This is a genomic window from Flavobacterium sp. (assembly GCF_043780635.1).
Taxonomy (GTDB): domain Bacteria; phylum Bacteroidota; class Bacteroidia; order Flavobacteriales; family Flavobacteriaceae; genus Flavobacterium.
In genome coordinates this window covers 1-9,544 of the sequence record NZ_JAYWCK010000086.1, presented here as the reverse complement: position 1 = coordinate 9,544, position 9,544 = coordinate 1, and the positions used below count along the sequence as shown (strand labels likewise).

The 9,544-nt window shown below is 35.1% G+C and carries 7 protein-coding genes and 1 tRNA gene; 5 read left to right on the top strand and 3 right to left on the bottom strand.

The features are described 5' to 3' along the window. Positions 1–410 precede the first annotated feature (410 nt). Entirely contained in the window at positions 411–1,052 is a 642-nt protein-coding gene (locus ACH2BV_RS08375) for a porin family protein (protein ID WP_395050270.1), read from the top strand. Between the two features lie 125 nt (positions 1,053–1,177). Here the strand turns inward: ACH2BV_RS08375 and ACH2BV_RS08370 are convergent, their stop codons facing one another. From ACH2BV_RS08370 to ACH2BV_RS08360, 3 genes are all read right to left on the bottom strand, one after another. Next, positions 1,178–1,624, bottom strand: a complete 447-nt coding sequence (locus ACH2BV_RS08370; RefSeq protein ID WP_395050269.1) for a hypothetical protein — start codon at positions 1,622–1,624, stop codon at positions 1,178–1,180. Between the two features lie 110 nt (positions 1,625–1,734). Next, on the bottom strand, positions 1,735–5,430 hold the full coding sequence (gene purL, locus ACH2BV_RS08365) for a phosphoribosylformylglycinamidine synthase (RefSeq protein WP_395050268.1): 3,696 nt from the start codon (positions 5,428–5,430) through the stop codon (positions 1,735–1,737). 86 nt (positions 5,431–5,516) lie between these two features. Next, complete coding sequence (locus ACH2BV_RS08360) at positions 5,517–7,043, bottom strand: hypothetical protein (RefSeq protein WP_395050267.1); 1,527 nt, start codon at positions 7,041–7,043, stop codon at positions 5,517–5,519. 128 nt (positions 7,044–7,171) lie between these two features. On the opposite strand from ACH2BV_RS08360, the gene ACH2BV_RS08355 reads away from it, so the two are divergent. From ACH2BV_RS08355 to ACH2BV_RS08340, 4 genes are all read left to right on the top strand, one after another. Then, a complete protein-coding gene (locus tag ACH2BV_RS08355) occupies positions 7,172–7,606 on the top strand; it encodes a PaaI family thioesterase (protein ID WP_395050266.1) in 435 nt (144 codons plus the stop codon). 2 nt (positions 7,607–7,608) lie between these two features. Beyond that, positions 7,609–8,673 carry an isochorismate synthase gene (locus ACH2BV_RS08350; protein WP_395050265.1) on the top strand — a complete coding sequence of 355 codons (1,065 nt, stop codon included), beginning with the start codon at positions 7,609–7,611 and terminating at the stop codon, positions 8,671–8,673. 16 nt (positions 8,674–8,689) lie between these two features. Further along, the gene (gene bshB1 / locus ACH2BV_RS08345) at positions 8,690–9,406 is read left to right on the top strand and encodes a bacillithiol biosynthesis deacetylase BshB1 (protein WP_395050264.1); all 717 of its coding nucleotides are present in this window, start codon (positions 8,690–8,692) and stop codon (positions 9,404–9,406) included. A gap of 62 nt (positions 9,407–9,468) precedes the next feature. Continuing rightward, positions 9,469–9,542, top strand: a tRNA-His gene (locus ACH2BV_RS08340). Positions 9,543–9,544 lie beyond the last annotated feature (2 nt).

Below are 9,544 nucleotides of genomic sequence, written 5' to 3'. Positions count from 1 at the left end.
GATGAGAAAAACAAGTATAAAAAATTTCATAGAAATCAATTGAGTTTCTTATTCGACTAACACGATACCTCGAAGCTCTGCTTCGGGGTTATTCATTTTATTAAATAGTTTATGTTTTATCAAATTTAAACAATTATATTTCAAATATTTGAATTTTGCTATTTGTTAATATTAGGTTACGAAAAGATATAAATATTCTTCGCACATTGTTCAATCTTATCCTGTTTTTGGTAGTTCTGTAGCACTTCAAAGAAACTTCAAGCTAAGGAATAACTTCGGTTTATAAATCGTTAAGCCCTACAAGTGGCAATTATATAACTTTTACTACATATTGTGTAAGATACTATCCTAATAACACGGTCATCTTTGCAGTATTACAAATATTACGCATATAACTTAAATTAAAAAAAATGAAAAGAGTAATCATAATGATCGCTTTTGTTACTGTAGCAGTAACAACTTCTAATGCACAAACTACGACCACAACTGACAATCGCGAGACTTTGTCTTTTGGATTAAAAGTGGGTGCTAATTATTCTAATGTTTATGATTCTGAAACTCAGGATTTTGTTGCTGATGCTAAATTTGGATTAGCAGCCGGAGGGTTTGTTTCTATCCCATTCGGAAAGTTTATTGGAATTCAGCCAGAGATTTTGTTTTCTCAAAAAGGATTTAAATCTACTGGAACTTATTTAGGAAGTACTTACAGTATGACCAGAACAACAGATTATATTGATGTTCCCCTTTTGTTTGCGGTGAAACCAATTAAAGAAGTAACGGTTTTATTTGGACCACAATTTTCTTATTTAATGAAACAAAAAGATGATTTTACAGGAGGAACCATTAGTTCAACCCAACAACAAGATTTCAACAATGACAATATTCGTAAAAATACGTATTGTTTGACTGGTGGACTCGATTTTAATCTTAACAATCTAGTTTTGGGTTTACGAACAGGTTGGGATGTTAAAAACAATGATGGAGATGGAAATTCTACTACACCACGTTATAAAAATATGTGGCATCAATTAACAGTTGGTTATAGATTTTAATTAAAATCAGCTGTAAAAAAAGCGTCTCGAGAGGGACGCTTTTTTAATTTTAAATATTTACAGATTAGTGTTTATCAATCCATTTTTTGGTATTTATAAACGCTTTGTTCCTAGGTAAAACTTTTTTAATCTACATAATTCTTAACTCTTTCGCCCATAATATACATTTTATTCGTGTTGAAATGAATCGAAAATTCCACTTTTATCCAATCATTATTTTCATCTAACTCGGGATTAATTAAACTGTTTTTGTTTTTAAACCAAATAGAATATGCAGCACTGTCAAAACCTTCTTTGAATCTTAGGAATCCATCTTCGGTACATTCCAGACCCCACGTGATTTCATTTTTTGACAGATCTTTATTCTGAAAAATTCCTGTTCCATCTGCATTTAAAACAACTATTGGTTCTGATATATTTTCGAATAGATAGGTTCCGGCTATTGGATAATCTATAGTTGTAGTGATATAATAGTCTTGATTATGGGCTGTAATTTTAGTGACTTTAATTTGGGCAAATGATTGGGTAACACACAAAATTAAAGCAGCATATACTAAGGTAATAATTTTCATAAATAGTTTTTTGAATCACGAATATATAAAAAAAGAAGTTATTTATAATAGGATGATTATAAAAGCAAAAACTCATTCGGTTTAAGGAATGAGTCTTTTGCTTTTTATATTTAAATCTTGTCGATCCATTTTCTGGCATTCACAAAGGCTTCGTGCCAAGGCGACACTTGATCGTTTCTGTCTTTTGGATAATTTGCCCAGTTCCATTGGAACGTAGAACGCTCAATGTGCGGCATCATAACCAAATGTCTTCCGGTTTTATCACACATCATTGCTGTATTATAATCGGAACCATTAGGGTTTGCAGGATAGCTATCGTAACCGTATTTCCCAACGATATTGTATTGCTCTTCGGCTAAAGGCATTTGGAATTTTCCTTCTCCGTGTGAAACCCAAACTCCCAAAGTGCTTCCAGCTAAAGTAGAAAGCATAACCGAATTATTCTCTTGAACTTTTACTGAGGTAAAAATACTTTCGTGTTTGTGGCTTTCGTTATGTAGCATTCGTGGTTTTTGATCGTGCTCCGGATTGATTAATTCTAATTCAATAAACAATTGGCAACCGTTACAAATCCCGACGGACAAGGTATCTTCTCTTTTGAAGAAGTTCGCCAAAGCTAATTTTGCTTTTTCGTTGTATAAAAATGCTCCAGCCCAACCTTTTGCTGAACCTAAAACATCGGAATTCGAAAATCCTCCAACAGCTCCAATAAACTGAATGTCTTCCAGATTTTCACGTCCCGAAATCAAATCGGTCATATGTACATCTTTTACATCAAAGCCTGCGAGGTACATGGCATTTGCCATTTCACGTTCCGAATTACTTCCTTTTTCACGGATAATGGCTGCTTTCGGTCGTGGTTTTGAATTGTCGATAACTGGTGCTTTTCCAGTAAAATGTGCAGGGAAAGTATAATGTAATGCTTGATTTTTATAATTGTCGAAACGTGCTTTTGCAGTTCCGTTTTTAGCTTGTTTTTGGTCCAACAAGAAAGAGGTTTTAAACCAAATGTCTCTGTATTTAGCAATGTCTAATTTATAAAATCCAACTTCCAAAGTTGCTTCAGTAGTTACATATCCTAATTTGTAGAAAGAAACTCCTTTGTTATTTAATACGTTTTCTAAAGTAACATCGTCTTTGGCTTGGAAAACCACGGCAATATTTTCAGAGAATAAATACTTGATACTATCTTTTTCTTCGAAAACAGAGAAATCTATTTTGGCACCCAAATTCACATCGGCAAAACACATTTCCAATAAAGTAGTAATCAAACCACCGCTTCCAATATCGTGACCTGCCAAAATTTGATTGTCTAAAATCAATTCTTGCATTGTATTAAACGCATTTTTGAAAAAAGCAGCGTCTTTAATCGTTGGTGCTTTGTTTCCAATACTATTTAAAGTTTGTGCCAATGAAGAACCTCCTAACTTAAATTCGTCTTGAGATAAGTTAATGTAATATATTGAACCTCCGTCTTTTTGCAAAACAGGTTCTACTACTTTTCTAATGTCAGTACAATTCCCACCAGCTGAAATAATCACCGTTCCAGGCGCAATTACTTCGTCGTTTGGATATTTTTGTTTCATCGAAAGTGAATCTTTTCCGGTTGGAATATTGATTCCCAATTCGATTGCAAAATCTGAACACGCTTTCACGGCAGCATACAAACGAGCATCTTCTCCTTCGTTTTTACAAGCCCACATCCAGTTCGCCGATAATGAAATACCGTCCATACCATTTTTTATTGGTGCCCAAACGATATTCGATAATGATTCGGCGATTGCAGTTCTTGTTCCAGCAACTGGGTCGATTAAAGAGGCGATAGGAGAGTGTCCAATTGAGGTTGCAATTCCTTCTTTTCCTTTATAATCCAAAGCTATAACACCACAATTATTCAATGGCAATTGCAAAGGTCCTGCACATTGTTGTTTCGCAACTTTTCCACCCACACAACGGTCGACTTTGTTCGTCAACCAGTCCTTACAAGCAACTGCTTCTAGTAGTAATACTTGCTCTAAATAAATAGAAATATTTTTTACACTATATTCTAATGCAGGATAATTATAATCTACGGTTTTGTCCGTCATTACGGTTTTCGGAGAACTTCCGAAGAAATCTTCCAAAGCATAATCCATTGGTTTTGCACCAGTTTTTTTGCTTTCGAAAGTAAAACGATGATCACCAGTAACATCCCCAACTTGGTACATTGGAGCACGCTCTCTGTCGGCTATTCGTTGTAAAATGTCGATATCTTTTTTGCCAATTACCAATCCCATTCTCTCCTGAGATTCGTTACCAATGATTTCTTTTGCTGAAAGCGTTGGATCTCCAACAGGCAATTTATCTAAATCAATCAAACCTCCCGTTTCTTCTACTAATTCGGAAAGACAATTCAAATGCCCTCCAGCTCCGTGATCGTGAATAGAAACAATTGGATTATGGTCGCTTTCTACCAAACCACGAATGGCGTTGGCAGCGCGTTTTTGCATTTCAGGGTTCGAACGTTGTACCGCATTCAACTCAATTCCAGAACTCATCGCTCCGGTATCAGCAGAAGAAACAGCCGCTCCACCCATTCCAATTCTATAATTTTCACCTCCCAGAATTACGATTTTATCGCCTTCTTGTGGTTTATGTTTTATCGCTTGTTCTAATTTTCCGTAACCAATACCACCAGCTTGCATGATTACTTTGTCGTAACCCAACTTGCGATTGTTTTCTTCGTGTTCGAAAGTCAAAACCGAACCAGTAATCAACGGTTGTCCAAATTTATTTCCAAAATCAGAAGCTCCATTTGATGCTTTTATCAAAATATCCATTGGAGTTTGATACAACCATTTTCTTTCGGTCATTCCTTTTTCCCAATCCCGATTGCTATCGGGACGGTTTTCTTCTAATCGAGAATATGAAGTCATATAAACCGCTGTTCCTGCCAGTGGCAAAGAACCTTGTCCACCAGCCAAACGGTCTCTGATTTCTCCTCCAGAACCTGTTGCAGCTCCGTTAAAAGGCTCTACGGTTGTTGGGAAATTATGGGTTTCTGCTTTTAATGAAATAACCGAATCAAATTCTTTTATCTCGTAAAAATCAGGTTTGTCAGCAGTTTTCGGGGCGAATTGTTGAACACGTGGTCCTTTTACAAACGCCACATTGTCTTTGTAAGCCGAAACGATGTCGTGGGGATTTTCAGAAGACGTTTTCTTGATAAGTTTGAATAGGGAAGAAGGCATTTCTTCACCATCAATTACGAAAGTTCCATTAAAAATTTTGTGGCGACAATGCTCTGAATTGGCTTGGGAGAAAGCAAAAATCTCTGAATCTGTTAATTTTCTACCTAATTTGGTTGCTAAATTATCCAAATATTCTACTTCGTCAGGACTTAAAGATAAACCTTCGGATTTGTTGTAAGCGGCAATATCATCTATATTTAAAATTGCTTCGGGTTCAATGTGAATCGTGAAAACATCTTGATTCAATTCGGAATATTTTTGCGAAAGCATTGGATCAAAATCAAAAGAATCATCAGAAGCTTTATGAAACTCTTCAATTCTAATGATTCCTGAAATCCCCATATTTTGGGTAATTTCCACTGCATTGGTGCTCCAAGGCGTAACCATTGTGGCACGAGGACCAACAAAAAAATCCGTTAATACGGATTTTTCTATTTTATTGGAGTCGGCAAAAAGCCAGTTGAGTTTTGAAATGTCTTGAGCCGAAAGTAGGCTTTGCGTTTGCTTCGCCAGTTCGCTTTCGCTCGTGTGAACTGCAAATATAGTCTTGCTTTGGTTTTCAAAGAAATGAATCATTATAAGAGTGTAGTTATTGTTGTTTTGCAAATTTAGTTTAAAAAATTAGTAAGAGCAAAAGAAAATAATAACAAAGACTTTAAAATTTATTTTGGAAATGTTTTATTTTGGTAAGCACCTAAATCCGGAGGCAAAGTTCTTGTGTTTCCAAGTATATCCAATGGTATCAGATAGGTTGCATTTCCTTTGGCGAAAGCCGAAGAAGTTTCGTCAATATTGAGTTTGTTTTGAGAAAGTTTAAAGAATTTAGGGTCTTTATTTAGAATAATTGTGTTATAATGAACTGGATCTGTAGTGAACTGATAATCAGGATTATTAGCATACTGACTAGAAGTGTTGTCAAATTTTAAAAGACAATTATTGAATTGGTATACAAAGGAAGCTCCCGTTTTTTTATTTAAAATCATTTCGTTTGAATACGAACCATAAACGATACAATTGTTGAATGTTGCAGCCGTCAAATTCTTTACTTCCGGGGTAGCACCAGTATAATAGTTGTTAATCAAAACTGCTACTTGGCTAGAACTAGGCCAATTATTATTGAACGTACAATGGGTAAATTTATAATCTCCACCATAAGTACAAGCTAAACTTCCAAGACCTGCATTATTTATTACTAAATTTTCTCCATTAATTTTTGCGGTTTGGGCAAGAATTCCATAATTGGTAGAATTATAAATTTGTGTGTTTTTTATTTGCACAGTTGTTCCGTTATTGTTTTGAATCAATAAACCAATGCTTGCGTTTTTAATTGTTAAATGATTTATTTTATGGTTTGTGCTTCCATCAGTTAGCCAAATTGCTCCCCATTGTCCTGGAACATCAGCAAAATCAGGTTCTAATCGATCGCCTTCAAAAATCACTTCGTTTTCTAGCTTATCAGTTGTAGAAGCGGAACCATTTACATTTAGTGCTGCATTTGAGGCTAAAATAAGTCCAGAATTTGCGTGAAAATGGACTCTTGCTCCGGGATCAAAAGATGCGGTTTTTCCGGACCGAACTGCTGCATATCCATAAATCACATACGGTTTTTTATTTGTAAATTTGAGTTCATTGCCATTTATTAGGTCAGTTTCACTTAAAAAGAATCCATAAATCTCCTGATCACCAATAGGAAGTGTTTCTGTTGTGCCATCATTAAAACGCTGTGGATAAAGAAATACAGCATCCTGAATAAGGGTCACCAATTCCACCTTTTGAAGATTTGCTCCGCCGTCAAATAAAATCTGGTCAGTGTACAGAAAATCAGTTGGGTTTGCATCGGCAATGTTTGCAGTAGTTTCAATAAAAATATACATACTGTCTTTTGCCAAAAGATTCACGTTGTCAAATGATTTTCCTTGATTTCCCTGCATTCCGTCAACGGTCATTCTGTATTTTGAACTTAATCCTTTTCCTAATTTAATACTTGGAATGGTAATATCGTTTTTACTGTGATTATATACTTTTAAGGTATAAGTGCTTGAACCAATGTTAGTAAAAACAGTGTCTAAATAAATGGTATCTCTCGAAAATTCTAAATCTCCTGTGCTTGGCACGGTTTCAAAATCTGTTCGACATGAGCTAAGAGAAATAAGGATTCCAATAAAAAACAGAAAAGTAAACTGACGCATTTCGTTAGATTTTTTTGTAAAAATAGTAAAAAACTAATAGGATTAATAACGATTTTCAATTTTGAATATATAATAACAATTGATATCCTATATCTTTTATATAAATTTACACTTTTAAAGCAAAACATATGACATTCGACAAAAATAAAATCATTCACTATTGTAACGAAATTTCGAAAAATACTTTAATGCAAACGCTAAATATCGAGTTTGTTGATGCAGGTGAAGATTTTTTAGTAGCAACAATGCCTGTAAATCCTTCTGTTCACCAACCAATGGGGTTATTGCACGGTGGAGCTTCAGTGGCTTTAGCCGAAAGTGTGGGAAGTGCGGCGTCTATGTTATTTGTCAATTCAGAGCATAGTGAAGTTCGCGGAATTGAAATATCAGCGAATCACCTAAAAGCAAAACGAGAAGGAATAGTAACGGCAACGGCAAGAATTCTGCACAAAGGAAGAAGCATCCATCTTTGGGAAATCCGAATTACCGATGAAAATGGCTCTTTAATTTCACTGTGTAAACTGACTAATATGGTTATACCAAAAAGAAAAAGCCAAGATTAAAAATGGAAATAATTTTACAAAAAGCCAAAAATCAATTTAAGCAAAATCTTCCCTTTGTAATTTACAAAAAACCTAATGACACTAATGTTATTGGGCTTTTTCAAAAAAATGATACTTTATTTAAAGTAAGCGATTTTACCGAAAAAGGTTTTGTTTTTGCTTCTTTCGATGGAAGTAAAACAGTGTTAATTCCAGAAAGTGAGTCTGAAATTATAAGCGTTGTTTTAGACAAAAACACTGCGGTTTTTCTTGAAAAAGAATACGTTTTGCCAAATGAATCCGACAAAAATAATTTTATAAATTTGGTTGCCAAAGGGATTCAAGCTATTGAAAATAATGAATTCAAAAAAGTTGTTCTGTCTCGAAAAGAAACGATTGATTTAGTTGATTTTGATTTGATTGCCACTTTTGAAAAGTTGGTTCAGTTGTATCCGAGCACTTTTGTTTATTGCTTTTTTCATCCCAAGGTTGGTATTTGGCTTGGCGCAACTCCTGAACAACTATTAAAATCGAAAGAAAACGTATTTGAAACTATAGCTTTGGCAGGAACACAAAAAGACAACGGCTCTAATGAAGTTTTTTGGCATAAAAAAGAAGAAGAAGAACAACAATTTGTCACCGATTATATTGTAGAAATACTAAAAGATGTTGCTTCTGATTTATTGGTTTCAAAACCATACAGTATCAAAGCAGGGAGTATTTGGCATATCAAAACAGATATTTCGGGCGTGCTGAATTCGGATTTTGGTTTGCAGCAAGTGATTCAATTATTGCATCCTACACCTGCTGTTTGTGGTTTGCCAAAGGAAAAGTCGAAAGAGTTTATTTTGGAAAACGAGAATTGCGAAAGAACTTTTTATACTGGTTTTCTTGGCGAATTAAACAGTAGTTTTGCAACTGATTCTGTAAGTTCAAATTTGTTTGTAAATTTGCGCTGTATGGAAATTTTTGAATCGCAGGCAAATTTGTTTATGGGTTGTGGCATTACAAAAGACAGCATTCCGGAAAAAGAGTGGGAGGAAAGCATTAATAAATCGTTGACGATGAAAAGGGTATTGGATTTATAATTTTAAAATCAGAAAAATGAAACTAGACATATTAGCATTCGGTGCGCATCCAGACGATGTAGAATTAGGCTGCAGCGGAACCATCGCGAAAGAAATTGCCCTCGGAAAAAAAGTGGGAATTATTGATTTGACACGTGGCGAACTTGGCACACGTGGTTCGGTTGAAATTCGGAACCAAGAGGCTAATAATGCCGCAAAAATTTTGGGTGTTTCTGTTCGAGAGAATTTGGACATGCGGGATGGATTTTTCATGAACGACGAATCACATCAATTGGAAATTATTAAAATGCTTCGGAAATACAAACCCGAAATAGTTTTGTGCAACGCTATTGACGATCGCCATATTGACCACGGAAAAGGAAGCCAATTAGTTTCAGATGCTTGTTTTTTGTCAGGTTTGATGAAAATTGAAACCGAAATTAATGGAGAAAAACAAGAAGTCTGGCGACCAAAATTAGTGTATCATTACATGCAATGGAAAAACATAACACCCGATTTTGTAGTTGATATTACAGGGTATAACGACAAAAGAGTAGAAGCTATATTGGCCTACAGTTCTCAGTTTTACAATCCAGATTCGGATGAACCTGAAACACTAATTGCATCAAAAAACTTTCTGGAAAGCCTTAATTATAGGGCACAGGATTTAGGAAGATTGATTGGTACAGATTATGCTGAAGGATTTACTGTTGAAAGATATTTGGCAGTCAATAGTTTAGGCGACTTGATGTAATTTTTTGAATATTTTCTTTGCAAAAGAAAACTTTAATACTATATTTGCACTCGTTAAAAATGGTGGTTGTAGCTCAGCTGGTTAGAGTATTGGTTTGTGGTGCCGAGGGTCGCCGGTTCGAACCCGGTCAGCCACCCA